We start from the raw sequence: 13,418 nt of genomic DNA on the forward strand, positions 1-13,418 counted from the left end.
TAAACGGAAACGTCATAACCGATACCGACGGCGTAACCAAACTACTAGAGATAACCAACTCGTAATCTAAATTTAAAGGAGCAAAATCGCTCCTTTACTAACTGCGGGACTAAATTTAACGTCCCGCAGGTTTCTTTAAATTCATCCGTAAAATCAAAAATAATCCATAATCCGTCTAAATTCATTTATCTTTAAAACCGCGTATGATTTTTGCCGCAAACTTACCGGGCTAAAGACTTTAGCAAAGCCTTAGCGCCGTAAAGTCTCGCCCCGCCCTTTAGGCGGCTAAATTTAAGCTTCGTAGCTAAATTTAAACCAAGCAAAACGCAGCTTATGCCGTCTTAGCATGCAAATTTTAAAAAATGAAGAAAATAAGAAGTCCTTTAAAAGGCGATGCCTCATAAATTTAGCAAACCAAAATTCGGGCCTCGCTAAAAATTATCGTTTTTTTCGTTTAAAAGCTTATCCACGACGTAAATAGCGACCTTTTTGGCGCCGTTTAGGCTGATATGCACGCCGTCGTCGTTACGCAGCGGCTTGTTATCAGCTCCTTGCTTTAGATATTTGCCGTTATCACAAATCGCGCCGCCGATGTCGATATAGCGCGCGCCTCGTTTTTGCGCGGCGTCCTTGTAGATGAGATTTAGCGTTTTCATTTTTTTGTCGAATTTCTCGCTCCTCATGCACGGCATCCCCAGCCATGCGATCTGGGCGCCGTATTCGTCCGCTATGTCGTATATCTGCGCTATCCTGCCCTCGTAAGCCTGCCTCCACGCATCCGTGCCAAACTCTAGCGCTCGCCCATCAAAGGCGTAGCTATAAGCGTCGTTTGCGCCAAAAAGCGCTAAAATCAGCAAATTTTGCGGACGGTTTTTTAGATTTTCCAGCGCATTTCTTAGCTCCTCGCTCCAGTTGTAAAATTTTTTATTAGTTAGTCCGGTGCTTGCTTTGGCTAGATTTTTTATCGTGATTTTGCTTGTTTTTAGCGTGTTTTCAAAGCCCCAGCCAAAGCCTTGCATTATGGAGTCGCCTATCAAGATAACGCCTAAATTTTCATTTAGCTCGATGTCAAAAGCGTGGGATTTTGCCTGCTGCGCTTTATCTTCTTGCGCGGTTTTTTGCGCTAAACTCGCTAAATTTATCTCCCGCGAGCCGTTTTCGTCTAAATTTAAATCGGATACGACGGGAGAAATTTGAGCGTTTTGCGCCGTTAGATTTGCATCTATTTGCGCGCTAGAGTTTGCGGCTAAATTTTGTTGGTTTTGAGCGTTTAAATTTACGGTTTGATTTTGCGTTGCCGCGCTCACGGCCACTCTATTGCCCTTTAAATCAGGCTTGCTAAAAACCCGCATCAATTTATCAAGAGCCGATTTTGCGCTTTGTAAGCCGTCCTCGGCGATGTTTATAAATTTATCGCTCAGCGCCATCGCGCGCTCGTCCGTGATGAAAAAATCCTTTTGATATTTGGCTTCGTAGTAGTTTGACAGCGGTCGCAAAAATAGCGCAATCAGCGTAAAAAACGCGAGAAATACCCCAAAAAACGCTCTCATTAAAATCCTTGATATATAAAGTTAGGCATACCAGGCGGCATCAAAAAGTAAATAGTTATCCCAAAAATCGCCAAAAAAACGGCTGAAAAAAGGACGTTTATATTTTCAAAAAACTTAACTAAAACCGGATAAACGTCAAGCGCGGAGTATAAAAATACAAAGGCAAAAACGCCAGCAAACAGCGCGCAAATGGCAAGAAGCTCGCCGTCCGAGTTTTTAAAAATCGCCCCGATATAGCGCACCGCCCCCTCAAAATCCATCGTGAAAAACACCCAAACCATACTCACGAAAATAAACGTAAAATATCGTCCTAGCATCGCCGAATTTAGCCGTTTGCGCTCGCTAGTTAAGTTTAAAAACACGACGCCAAGGCCGTGGATGAGCCCCCAAAGCAAAAAGCTAAGTCCCGCGCCGTGCCAGACGCCAGAGATTGCAAAGACTAGCATCACGTTTAGCTGCGTTTGCGCCTGGGTGCCGCGACTGCCTCCCAGCGGAAAATAGACACACTCTTTAAAAAAATTCATAAGACTGATGTGCCAATTTTGCCAGAAAATTTTTAAATTTCGCGCCGTAAAAGGACGGTTGAAGTTTTGCGGCAAAACAAAACCGCACATGAGTCCTAGCGCCGTTACGAAGTCCACATAGCCGCTAAAATCGGCGTAAAGCAGCACGCTGTAGCCAAAAAGCGCGCCAAGAAGCTGCGAGGCGGGCAGGGTGGGCGCGGCAAAAACGGGATTAACTATCTCAAAAAGATGGTTTGCGACGATGAGCTTTTTAAAAAGCGCGGAGCACAAAAGCGCGAATATAACGGGGCTGGCGCGAAAAACCTTTGGGGAGTTTAGCGCCTCGAAAAAGGGCTTTGGCCGCAAAATCGGACCCGAAATAATCGCGGCAAAAAAGCTAAGAAAAATCAGCGTATCAAGATAGTCCGGCGCCTCTATCTCGCCGTCTCGCACGGCCTTTAGCAGCAAAATGCTCATAAACGAATAAAACGAAATGCCAAGCGGCAACGCGATATTTTCTAGGTGCAGGCGAGTAAATTTGATCGCGAAATAGTCGCCGTATTTAAAAAACGTAAGCGCGCAAAGCACAAAAATAACGCCCGCAGCAAACGAAATCGCAGAGTCTTTACTCTCGCTCGCCCTTGCAAAAAGAAAAACGGCGGTGCTAAAGATAAAATTTATGATTAGAAATTTAAGCCCGAACGAGGCTAAAAATATATAAGAAAAGGCGAGTAAAACGGCTTTTTGCAGGTGCGGGCGCGTGTTTAAAAAATAATAAATCGGCCAAAAAATAAAAAAGCACAAGCCAAATTCTATGGAAAAAAGATTCATATCCCGCCTAAATTTTTGCGTAATTATATAAAAAAATTATTTTGGGTTAGGTTAAATTTGCATTTGACGGGAATTTAAAATTTGACTTGCGGTTTTGCTTGCGCGTGTTTTAAATTCGCCGTCAAATTTGAGTTCAAAACGGCTCAAATTCGCGTCCAAATTTGAGCCCTAAATTCTCGCCCTCTTGAGAAAATCAGCCAAATTTAAAGCCGCTCTATGGCTGCCAGCACGTTTGCCGCGTCGTTTGCGGGCTCGGCCACGTCGTTAAATCTTTTTACAACTTCGCCGTTTTTTATAATCAGCGTTTGGCGGCGGTAAAATTTCTTACCGTCGTTCGTGGTAAAAGTTTGCAAATTTAGCGGTGATTCTAGCTCGAAGTTTTCGTCGCTCAAAAAGATAAAATTCGCGCCTACGCTTTGTTTAAATTCATTCATCTTTTCTACGCTTTGAGAGCCGATGGCTATTAGCGTAAAGCCTGCGGATTCGAGCTTTGCAAGGTTTTCTTGATAGGCTTTGCACTGAAGCGTGCAGCCGGTTAGCCCCTTTAAATCCTTTAAATTTTCCGGTAAAAACTTCCCGCTCTCGCCCATTTTGGGATAGGTAAAAACTATGCAGTTTTTGCTGTCCGTTAGCTCGCTAAATTTGACCTGATTTGCGTTTATGTCTTTCATTGCGTTCTCTTTGCGTGTGAATTGTTGAAAAAATAGACTAAAAATAGCACCGCAAAGCTTATAAACAGCATAATCGCCGAATAAACGTGCGCCTTTGTGTAATCCATGAGTTCGACGGCCTCGTAGATGGCGATGCTGGCGACCTTGGTCTTGTCCCCCACGCTGCCGCCTATCATCAGCACGACGCCAAACTCGCCCAAAGTGTGCGCAAAACTCACTATGAGCGCGGTTAGAAGCGAGGGTTTGATATTTGGCAGAGCGACTCTAAAAAGAGTCTCCCATTTGCCTTTACCTAACGAGTAGCTCGCCTCAAAAAGGCTCTTTGGCAGACTCGCAAAGCCCGCTTGAAGCGGCTGAAACATAAAAGGCAGCGAGTAAATGCAGCTAGCGATGATGAGGCCTGAAAAGTTAAAAACCAAGCGGATATCAAAGGTTTGCTCAAAAAATTTGCCCAAAAAGTTGTAAGGCGAGAGAAAAACAAGCAGATAAAAGCCTAGCACCGAAGGCGGTAGCACCAGAGGCAGCGAGATCACGGCTTCTAGGACGGGTTTAAATTTAAAACTCGCGCGGCTGAGCCAAAACGCGACCGGCAGCACGAGAAAAAACAAGATCGCAGTCGAGATAAAAGCAAGCTTTAAAGAGAGGTAAAAGGGCGTAAAATCGATATTCATCTCGGCTCGCCTTGCGTGTAAATTTCAGCATTTCGCTCGTCAAATTTGTCGTTTTCGCCACCGCTTTTTTGTAAATTTAGCCCAAATGCCTTGGCGCTTATCGCCGCTTCGTCGCCAGCTTTTAAATTTGCAACTTCCGCGGCGCTTAGCGCTACTTCGCAAAGCTGCTGACCGACGGAAACGACCGCTACATAGATGGCGTCGCGCTTTGAGATCTCTAAAATTTTTGCCGGCAGGCTAAATTTCTGCGAGCCTCTGTGTCTCAAAAATATCTCACCCGGGCTGCCTCCTTGAGCTATTTTGCCGTTTTCAAGCACGAAGACTTTTGAGGCGAGTTTGTAGATCTCCGCGACGTCGTGGCTAACCAAAATCGTCGTCATATCAAACTCGGCGTGCACCTTGGCAAGGTAGTCTTGCAGCTTTTCGCGCATGGCGTTATCAAGCGCCGAGAGTGGCTCGTCGAGTAGTAAAATTTCTGGCTTTCGCATGAGTGCGCGGGCTAGGGCGGCGCGCTGTTTTTGACCGCCCGAGAGCTGCGAGATGGCGGCGTTTTCTAGCGAGCTCATCTCGACAAGACCCAGCAGCTTGCGGGCTAAATTTACGTTGTTATTTGCAAAAAGCAAGTTTTTCATCACGTTCATGTTTGGAAAAAGCGCGTAGTCTTGAAATAAAAATCCGATATTTCTGCTTTGCGGCGGTGTGAAGTTTTTACCCTCAAATAGCGTTTTTCCGCCTGCTTTTATCGTTCCGCTACCTGGCGTTTCAAAGCCCGCGATCAGTCGCAAAAGAGTAGTTTTGCCGCTGCCGCTTTTGCCGTACAAGGCGACGAATTCGCCCTTTTTTACGTTCAAATTTACGTCTAGATCAAATTTCCCGTTTGCGCCGTTTAGGCTTTTTATGCAGTTTAGTTCTATCATGCGATGTAGAGGGATGTTGCCTTGACGTAGGCGTAAATTTGATCGCCCAGCACTAAATTTAGCCGCTTTAGCGATGCCGCGGAGATGATGCTTTCAAACTCAAACTCGCCTGCGTTTAGATGCAGCGAGCTCGTGATTTGTCCTCTTTGGATATCTGAAATTTGCGCTTTTATCTCGTTTGAGACCGAACAGTTTAAAAGCGGGGAAGTAGCGACGAAGACGTCCGAGCTTTTAAAGCCTAGCCGAACTTCGTCGCCTATTTTTAAATTTTGCAGATTTTCCAAAGATAGCATCTTTAGACTTAAATTTTCGGCGCTAAACTCAAAAACACTAACGCCGTCGTTTTGCTCTATCGCCGAAATTTTAGCCTTTATCACGGGACGACGTATCCGAATTTTCTAAAGATTTCCTTCGCGCGGTCGCTTCTGATGAAGTCGTAGAAAGCCTTGGCTTCAGGATTGTTTTCGCCGTGTTTTAGGATAACCATGCCTTGATCGATCGGGGTGTAGAGCGCAGGATCGATGAGGATAAAGTTTTTGCCCTCTTTGTACTCGGCCATTTTTTTATCGTACATTGCAGAAGCCGCGATAAATCCGACATCAGAAGCGCTTAGAGCTTGGCTTAGAGCCTCGCCGATAGATTTTGCTAGGATGACGTTTTTCTCGACTTTATCGTAGATGCCCGCTTTTTTTAGAGCTTCGATACTAGCTTTGCCGTACGGAGCGGTTTCAGGATTTGCGATCGCGATGGCTTTTAGGCCTTCAACCGCGTTTATGCCTTTAGCTAGATCGATATCTCTGATCGTAAATAGAGCAAGCGCGCCCTGAGCGTATACTACGGGCTCGGTTACGGCAAATTTAGTGTCGTATAGGTCTTGTACGAATTTCATATTTGCAGCCATGAAAACGTCCGCCGGAGCGCCGTTTTTGACCTGAGTAGATAGCGCGCCGCTAGCTCCTAGAGTGACGGTTACTTTGGTGTCCGGGTTTGATTTAGCAAACTCCGCTTTTAGCTCGTCAAACGCATAAGTGACGTTTGCAGCGGCAAATACGTTGATCTCGCCTGCGTTTAGGTTAAAAGCGGCGATGGCCGCGGCTACTAGTGAAAAAAATGTTTTTTTCATTTTTTATACTCCTATTATTATTTGGCTTGCTTTGATGATGGCGACCAGCTCGTCGCCCACGCCGATTTTCATATCCATCGCGCTATCTTTGGTGATGATAGAGGTTATCGTCTGATGGTTGCTGATTTCTAGTACGATTTCGGCGTTTACCGAGCCGATTTTTGCCTCAATCACGCGTCCTTTTAGTAAATTTGCCGCGCTTAGTTTTAGATTTTCCTCTTTTGCGAGCATTACGCTTGGAGCTTTAAAGATAAATACGACCTTTTTGCCGACTTTTAAATTTAGATTTTTTTCAGACTCGACCGTGACGTTGGCGCGTAAAATTTCGCCGTTTGAGAGTTTGGCGCTGATTTGCGAATTTACCGCGCCCGTTTTTACTTCGGTTATCTCGCAGCTTAGTTGGTTTCGTGCGCTCAAACTCATGCTCATGCGCTGTAAATTTAAAATTTCGTTCGTATCGACGTTTATATTTGAACAAACTTTTTCTAAAAATATCTTTTGGCTCTCTAGCATCGCGTCGTATAGCGCGATCATCTTTTTGCCGTACGCAGTGAGCTCCGAGCCGCTGTTTTTCTTGTTGCCTTCGGCTCTTGCGATTAGCGGTTCGTCTGAGCGGTTATTTAGTGCGTCCAGGCTGTCCCATGCATTTTTGTACGAGATGCCGACGTACTCGGCGGCTTTGGTTATGCTTTTGGTGTGTTCGACGGCCTTTAAAAGCTCTATATGTTTAGCCAGCACCGATGCTCCGCCGTCTAAAAATAGCTCTAAACTAACGTCTGCTTTCATAAGAAATCCCCCAAATTTTATAAATATAAAAAAATAATTTGCTAGGAAGTATATTTAAATATATATGAAAAATAACTTAAACAAACTTCGTAATACCGGGCGTTTTGAAATTTATAAATTTAAAAGCTACATTGAGATAAAATCCTAGATTACTGCCTTTGCAGACTTGAAATTCGGAGATTTGATGAGAAAAATTTTACTCTCTTTTTTGCTTTTTTTTAGTTGCGTTTTTGCCGAACAAACGCAAGAAAAGAGCGAATTTGACGACGAATTTACGCAGCCTAGCGAGATTTTCGATCCGCTTAGCGGTTATAATAGAATGATGACCGGTTTTAACGATTTTATGTATGTAAACGCCATCCATCCCGCGGTAAAAGGATACAACTACGTGGTGCCTGAGGCCGCAAGAACCGCTGCCGGAAACTTTTTTGATAACCTTTTATACCCAGTCCGCTTCGTAAATAACGTCTTGCAGCTTAAATTTAGCGAGGCGGGCGAGGAGACGCTAAGGTTTTTGGCAAATACGATTATCGGCTTTGGCGGGCTAACCGACGGCGCTAAATACTACAATCTGCAGCGCCACGACGAGGACTTCGGTCAGACGCTAGGCTACTGGGGCGTAGGCAGCGGATTTCACGTGGTTTTGCCGTTTCTGGGGCCTTCAAATTTACGCGATATGGCAGGCATGGTCGGGGATTATTACCTAGATCCCGTCAGCTACGTAAAACCGATGTTAGATTCGTTTGCGATAAAGTCTTTTCGGCAAGGCAATCTCTTGTCTTTGCACCCAGACGCTTACGACGAGCTTAAAAAAGACGCGATCGATCTGTATCCGTTTCTACGCGACGCATACGAACAGCGCCGAAATCATTTAATAAAGGAATAAAATGAAGTTTTTAAAAATCATTCTGCTTGCGTTTTTTATCGCGGTTAGCCTCTTTGCGATCAGCGAGGAGCAGATAAAACCTACGATGCAAAAAGCGACGCAAGACGCTATCGAGGTGCTAAAAAACGCAAATTTGAGCAAAGACGAGAAAATAAGCAAAATTTTCGCCGTTTTTGACCCGTATTTCGACTACGAACAGATGTCTAAAATCGCCCTAAGCAAGCGCTATAACAACCTAAGCGCCGAGCAAAAGGTCAAATTTAACAAAGCTTTTGAAGAGAGATTAAAATCAAGCTACGTCGATAAACTTTTAAGCTACAAAAACCAAACTATAAATTTTAAAGACGTAACCAAACCGAACGAAAATCGCTACTTTCTAAACGCCGATTTGGTCGGCGAGGACGGTAAAAACTACGGCTTTACGTATAAATTTTACAATGCCAAAGAGCGCGGCTGGCTCATCTACGACGTCGAAATTTTAGGCGTTAGCATCATCCAGACCTACCGCAGCCAGTTTGATAGCCTGATGGAAAACGAGAGCTTTGAAAATTTGCTTAGCAAGCTAAACTCAGTCCAAGCTCCGCAATAAGGCGCTGATGAAGCGGATTTTTAAATTTATCGTCAACTTTCCAAAAAGCGTTATCGCTGGCGTACTAGCCGCGACGCTGATTTTTGGATACTTTAGCGGCAAGCTCGAGGTGGACGCGTCTACCGAGACGCTGCTACTTGAAAACGATAAAGATCTAGCCGTCTTTAGAGATGTTTCTAAACGCTACGTTAGCCCAAACTACCTAGTTATAGCCTACACGCCAAAAGACGATCTGCTCGCGCCTTCTACGCTTAAAAAGATAGAAAATTTAAGCCGCGAACTTGAAAAAAACGAGCTTGTTTCAAACGTCATTTCGGTACTAAACATCCCGCTGCTTCAAAGCGGAACTAACGATCTTGGCGAGCTGGTTAAGCACGTGCCAAGCCTATCTGATGCCGATATAAACAAAACCTTGGTGCGTCGCGAGTTTGCGGATAGTCCGCTATATACCAATAACCTCGTTAGCCGCGACCTAAAAACTACGGCGATCGTGCTAAATTTAAAGACCGACGAAAAGTATCAAAGCATACTAAACGAGCGAAATGCTCTGCTAAACGCCAAGATTGATGGTAACATCACAAGCGAGCAAAAACAACGTCTAAGTGCCGTAAATGCGCAGTTTAAGGCTCACCGCGACGAAGCGCGTATAAAAGAGCACGCCGCGATCGAGCAGATCCGCGATACTATAGCGAAATTCGGCGGAGGCGAGAGCCTGTTTTTAGGTGGGGCAAATATGATCGCCGACGATATGGTGAGCTTTGTGCGCTCGGATCTTGCGACATACGGCATCAGCGTGACTCTGCTTTTGGTCTTTTGCCTTTGGCTGTTTTTTAGACAGACTCGTCACATCGTTATGCCGATTTTTATCTGCGTGATTAGCGTTATTTGGGCGAGCGGACTGTTTGGGTTTTTTGGCTGGGAGATCACGGTGATTAGCTCAAACTACATCGCCCTACAGCTCATCATCACTATCTCGGTCGTCATCCACCTGATCGTGAGCTACCGCGAGTTTTGCATCACAAAGCCGCATCTTAGCAACCGTCAGCTAGTCTATCTCACGCTGCGCGATAAGGCCAGTCCGTCGTTTTTTGCGATATTTACGACCGTTATCGGCTTTTTGTCGCTTGCGCTTTCTGATATCAAGCCCATCATAATGCTTGGAATCATGATGAGCGCGTCAATCTCTATATCGCTAGCGCTCGCGTTTTTGCTATTTGGGTCTGCGACGGCGCTGATGCCAAAGCTCGCTCCGGTTAGGACATTTGAGGATAAATTTAGCTTTACCAAGCACTGCGCCGCATTTGCGCTAAATCACGGCCGCGCCGTTTACGCGATTAGCCTTGCGGTGCTTATTTTCGGGCTTTACGGCATCTCAAAGCTAAAAGTCGAAAACAGCTTTATAAGCTATTTTAAAGATACGACCGAAATCCACAAGGGCATGCAGGTGATCGATACGAAGCTAGGCGGCACGGTGCCGGTCGACATATTGATCAAATTTAACAAGCCTAAATTTGAGCAAAGCGCGGCCAAAAACGAGCCCAAAGACGAATTTGACGACGAATTCGCCGCTAGCGCGAACGAGGATAAGTATTGGTTTAATCAGCATAAAATCGACGTCGCGAAAAAAGTACATAACTACTTAGAAAACAAGCGCTTCGTCGGGCACGCCAGCAGTCTAAACACCGTCGTAAAGGTCGTCGAGCGTATCACGCAAAAGCCCGCCGACGGTCTCATGCTCTCGATCCTTTACGAACAGATCCCGCAAAAATACAAAGACATCATCCTAAGCCCATACGTAAGCATAAAAGATAACGAGCTGCGTTTTACCGCGCGAACTCTTGATAGCGACGACGCGCTACGCAGGGACGAGTTTTTGCGCGAGCTTAGAACCGATATAGAAAATTTGATCGCAAACGACAACGCAAGCGTGCAAGTTAGCGGTGCGATGGTGCTTTATAACAATCTCCTTCAAAGCCTCATCGCCTCGCAGGTGGATTCTTTCGGTTTTGTCATCTTGTCGCTTTTTATCGTTTTTTGCATTATTTTTAAAAGCATCAAACTCGCCGCCATCGCTATCGCGTCAAATTTGATCCCGCTTTGCGCGGTGTTTGGCGTCATGGGAGCGCTGGGTATTCCGCTTGATATCATGAGCATTACGATAGCGGCTATCAGTATAGGCATCGGCGTAGACGACATCATCCACTACATCCACCGTCTAAAAATAGAACTTCGTAGCAAAAACGTCGCCGAGTCGATCAAGGCCTCGCACGCCAGTATCGGCTACGCGATGTACTACACCTCGTTTGCGATCATCCTGGGCTTTAGCATAATGGTAACTAGCAACTTTATCCCGACGATATATTTCGGACTTTTGACTGATCTTGTTATGATAATGATGTTGCTGGGGGCGCTAGTGCTACTGCCGACACTAATCAAAACCTTTTACCGGCCTAGAATTCCCCATAAATGACGGATTTAAAGCTTTAAAATTTTAAACCCGCTTCGGTTACGTATTTCATATACGCGCCCTCGCGGGTTAAAATTTTAAAGTTAAACTACGCCCATTCTGTCTTGAATATTTGCTTCACGTCCTGTTAAAATTGCAAATTTGACTGCATAGATTTAAAGCTCGGCAGAGCGTTACCGAGCTTTTAGCGCCTCTAAAATGATAGGCGCGTGGCTTAAATTTACGTCTTTTGCGGCAGTTAGTAGCGCGATTTTGCCATGCGTTTTGGCTAAATTTAGCAGTTGTTTAATCCCTTCTTTGGCCTCTGCCGTCGCTAGTTCGGTTTTAAATTTAAGTCTAAACTCGCTAAATCTAGCCTCTTTATCCTCATGAAACCACTTCCTTAGCTTACTTGAAGGGGTGACGGACTTTAGCCATAAAAATGAGCTAAAAATCTCTTTTTTTATCCCGCGAGGATAGAGCCTATCGATAAATACGCCGTAAAAATCGCTACTTTCATCGTCTTTTATAAAATCATAAATTCTAAAAATTTTAAACATTCTGCAATTATACGACGATTTTTCTAAATTTTGCACAAATAAGCTCATTAAGTATTTTTTTAACGCTTTAGTCGTATAATCTGTATTAAAAAATAATTTAAAGGAAAAAGCGATGTTTAAATCCATCACGAACAAAATCGCTACCATGCTTATTGTTGCGCTAGTCGCGTCTTTTGCCGCCATTTCGGCAGTGAGCTACTATACGGCGCGAGATAAAGTGGTGGAGCTGGTTAGTCAAACTCAAGATCAAATTTTAAGCGATATCAAAATCACCACCGATACTTTTTTTGAGGATTATCTGGGTGCGGCTAAAAGTCTAGCCGATAATTCTAAAAATCAACACGACGAAGATGATCTTTTAAAAGCGTTAGCGTTTGAAAAAAGTCACGCTAGCGCCGTAGTAAGCGATATCTACTTCGGTAGAGAAGACGACGGACATTATTTTCAGTCCGATAATACTAAAACCACTCCCGAAAAAGACAACTACGACCCTAGAACGAGAGGATGGTACGTGCAGGCTAAGAGCGCAAATAATGCGATATATACCGAGCCGTACGTGGATGCCATAAATCAGACGCTTGTTATGACCTTTGCCGTACCGGTAAGCCAGAACGGTAAATTTACGGGCGTGGCCGGCCTTGATCTAAAAATCGATAATATAAGTAAAAAAATCCTTGAAATGGGCAAAACAAAATACGGCTATGTTTATCTGATGAATAAAGACGGCCTAATACTAATGCATAACGACCCAAACAACGTCGGCAAAACCGTTCCCGCAAGCAAATATCTAGCCGAGGCGTTTGCGGCTAAAAAATTCGACGAAAACGGGCTAATCCCTTACACCAACTATAAGGGCGAAAACGTAACGGCAAAGGTAATGGCGATAAACGACGAGGGCTGGCTAGCAGTAGCGGCTATCGGCGCGGATACCTTTTCGTCAAATACCTTGCCGCTTTTAAAGGCTCAGCTCGTATTAGCCGCGCTTTTCATCGCGGCGCTTTCGATTTTCGTTTATGTCTTGCTCAAAAAATCCCTAAGTCCGATAAAAACTATCCAAGAAAAGCTAGAAGATACGTTTAAATTCGTCACCTACGAAGAGTCCAAAGCCCCGCAAAAACTAGCCGTAGCGACGCAGGATGAATTTGGTATGATGAGTCGCGCCATAAACGAAAATATCGATAAAGTCGTAAACGGTATCAAAAAAGACAGCGCTCTAATCGACGAGATGAACGGCATCGCAAATCTCATGATAAAAGGCCACATGGGCGCAACTATCAAGGCTAATCCTAATAATCCGGCTTTGGTGCAGCTAAAAGATTTGCTAAACCGCTTTTTTAGCTCCATCTCGTCAAATTTAAAAGACATCGCACGAGTATTAAATTCGTATAACAAAAACGACTACACCGCTAAAGTCGAGCTAAAAGAGGAGCTTGAAAGCGATCTAAAAGATATGATCGTAGGCATACAAAGCGCCGGCGATGCGGTGGCTAATATGCTAAGAGAAAGCCTAAAAGAGGCTCAAATGCTAGAAGAAAAGGCTAAAATCCTAGCCCAGTCTATGAAAAATCTAACCGACGGCGCAGGCAAGCAAGCCCATTCCATCCAGGAAAGTGCCGCTGCAGTCGAAGAGATGTCTAGTTCTATGAGCGCTATTAGCCAAAAGGCCGAGGATGTAACCCGCCAAAGCGAAGAGATCAAAAACATCATCGTCATAATCCGCGACATCGCCGATCAGACGAATTTACTCGCTCTAAACGCAGCTATCGAGGCGGCCAGAGCGGGCGAACACGGCAGAGGCTTTGCCGTAGTTGCCGACGAAGTACGCAAACTAGCCGAACGAACTCAAAAGAGTCTAGGCGAGATCGAAGCTAACGCAAACGTACTA

General features: G+C 44.8%; 13 protein-coding genes. 4 read left to right on the forward strand and 9 right to left on the reverse strand.

Translation table 11 applies throughout. The features are described 5' to 3' along the window. Positions 1-431: 431 nt before the first annotated feature. The 8 genes from Q0218_RS06450 to Q0218_RS06485 all read right to left on the reverse strand — a co-directional run bounded on the left by Q0218_RS06450 (position 432) and on the right by Q0218_RS06485 (position 7,052). Complete coding sequence (locus tag Q0218_RS06450; protein WP_297967685.1) at positions 432-1,550, reverse strand: DUF459 domain-containing protein; 1,119 nt, start codon at positions 1,548-1,550, stop codon at positions 432-434. After that, a complete protein-coding gene (locus Q0218_RS06455; protein ID WP_297967689.1) occupies positions 1,550-2,884 on the reverse strand; it encodes an MBOAT family O-acyltransferase in 1,335 nt (444 codons plus the stop codon). Before Q0218_RS06455 ends, Q0218_RS06450 begins: the two co-directional genes overlap by 1 nt. Positions 2,885-3,087: 203 nt before the next feature. Continuing rightward, the gene (locus tag Q0218_RS06460; protein ID WP_297967692.1) at positions 3,088-3,555 is read right to left on the reverse strand and encodes a redoxin family protein; all 468 of its coding nucleotides are present in this window, start codon (positions 3,553-3,555) and stop codon (positions 3,088-3,090) included. After that, positions 3,552-4,226 carry a molybdate ABC transporter permease subunit gene (gene modB, locus Q0218_RS06465; protein WP_297967694.1) on the reverse strand — a complete coding sequence of 225 codons (675 nt, stop codon included), beginning with the start codon at positions 4,224-4,226 and terminating at the stop codon, positions 3,552-3,554. Before modB ends, Q0218_RS06460 begins: the two co-directional genes overlap by 4 nt. Beyond that, the gene (locus Q0218_RS06470) at positions 4,223-5,143 is read right to left on the reverse strand and encodes an ATP-binding cassette domain-containing protein (RefSeq protein WP_297967697.1); all 921 of its coding nucleotides are present in this window, start codon (positions 5,141-5,143) and stop codon (positions 4,223-4,225) included. The genes modB and Q0218_RS06470 overlap by 4 nt, the downstream gene beginning before the upstream one ends. Continuing rightward, on the reverse strand, positions 5,140-5,520 hold the full coding sequence (locus Q0218_RS06475) for a TOBE domain-containing protein (RefSeq protein WP_297967699.1): 381 nt from the start codon (positions 5,518-5,520) through the stop codon (positions 5,140-5,142). The genes Q0218_RS06470 and Q0218_RS06475 overlap by 4 nt, the downstream gene beginning before the upstream one ends. Beyond that, complete coding sequence (modA, locus tag Q0218_RS06480; protein WP_297967702.1) at positions 5,517-6,266, reverse strand: molybdate ABC transporter substrate-binding protein; 750 nt, start codon at positions 6,264-6,266, stop codon at positions 5,517-5,519. The genes Q0218_RS06475 and modA overlap by 4 nt, the downstream gene beginning before the upstream one ends. A 3-nt stretch (positions 6,267-6,269) precedes the next feature. After that, on the reverse strand, positions 6,270-7,052 hold the full coding sequence (locus tag Q0218_RS06485) for a TOBE domain-containing protein (RefSeq protein WP_297967705.1): 783 nt from the start codon (positions 7,050-7,052) through the stop codon (positions 6,270-6,272). Positions 7,053-7,236: 184 nt separating this feature from the next. Here Q0218_RS06485 and Q0218_RS06490 point away from each other — a divergent pair, with 184 nt between their 5' ends. From Q0218_RS06490 to Q0218_RS06500, 3 genes are read left to right on the forward strand one after another with little or no spacing between them, the layout of a single operon-like run. Then, the gene (locus Q0218_RS06490; RefSeq protein WP_297967708.1) at positions 7,237-7,938 is read left to right on the forward strand and encodes a VacJ family lipoprotein; all 702 of its coding nucleotides are present in this window, start codon (positions 7,237-7,239) and stop codon (positions 7,936-7,938) included. Position 7,939: 1 nt separating this feature from the next. Then, positions 7,940-8,527, forward strand: a complete 588-nt coding sequence (locus tag Q0218_RS06495; RefSeq protein ID WP_297967711.1) for an ABC transporter substrate-binding protein — start codon at positions 7,940-7,942, stop codon at positions 8,525-8,527. Positions 8,528-8,534: 7 nt separating this feature from the next. Further along, positions 8,535-10,997 carry an MMPL family transporter gene (locus Q0218_RS06500; protein ID WP_297967714.1) on the forward strand — a complete coding sequence of 821 codons (2,463 nt, stop codon included), beginning with the start codon at positions 8,535-8,537 and terminating at the stop codon, positions 10,995-10,997. Between the two features lie 170 nt (positions 10,998-11,167). Here the strand turns inward: Q0218_RS06500 and Q0218_RS06505 are convergent, their stop codons facing one another. Continuing rightward, positions 11,168-11,533 carry a DUF488 family protein gene (locus Q0218_RS06505; protein ID WP_297967718.1) on the reverse strand — a complete coding sequence of 122 codons (366 nt, stop codon included), beginning with the start codon at positions 11,531-11,533 and terminating at the stop codon, positions 11,168-11,170. 112 nt (positions 11,534-11,645) lie between these two features. On the opposite strand from Q0218_RS06505, the gene Q0218_RS06510 reads away from it, so the two are divergent. Next, positions 11,646-13,418 (forward strand): methyl-accepting chemotaxis protein (locus Q0218_RS06510; protein WP_297967716.1); only part of this gene is annotated, 1,773 nt, incomplete at its 3' end.

It is taken from the genome of uncultured Campylobacter sp. (assembly GCF_938039245.1).
GTDB lineage: Bacteria > Campylobacterota > Campylobacteria > Campylobacterales > Campylobacteraceae > Campylobacter_A.